Source organism: Blautia sp. DFI.1.216 (assembly GCF_020594215.1).
GTDB lineage: Bacteria > Bacillota > Clostridia > Lachnospirales > Lachnospiraceae > Blautia_A > Blautia_A wexlerae.
This window is the reverse complement of sequence record NZ_JAJDML010000285.1, coordinates 1-204: the sequence shown is the minus strand read 5'-3', so window position 1 is coordinate 204 and position 204 is coordinate 1. Positions and strand designations below refer to the sequence as shown.

The window sequence follows — 204 nt, the reverse complement described above, 5'->3', positions numbered from 1 at the left end:
GACATATCCCCTACCATATGAAAGTTTGTTTTTATCTATATTAAATATATCTTTTCCCATATAAATATTATACCATATGTATTGGTTTATGTAAACATTTGTTCTGTTGTTTTGTAAAAAAATTTGCGCGTCTAACTCATCACTGGAAGTAAACTTAAATGAAAAACTAAATTCCGGTTTTGGACCAAATGCAAGAGTAAATTC

At 27.9% G+C, this 204-nt stretch carries 1 protein-coding gene; it reads right to left on the bottom strand.

Going from position 1 to position 204, the window contains the following annotated elements:
* Window positions 1-204, bottom strand: a 204-nt coding sequence (locus LJE11_RS19740; RefSeq protein ID WP_227296476.1) for a hypothetical protein, incomplete at both ends; no start/stop codon positions are given.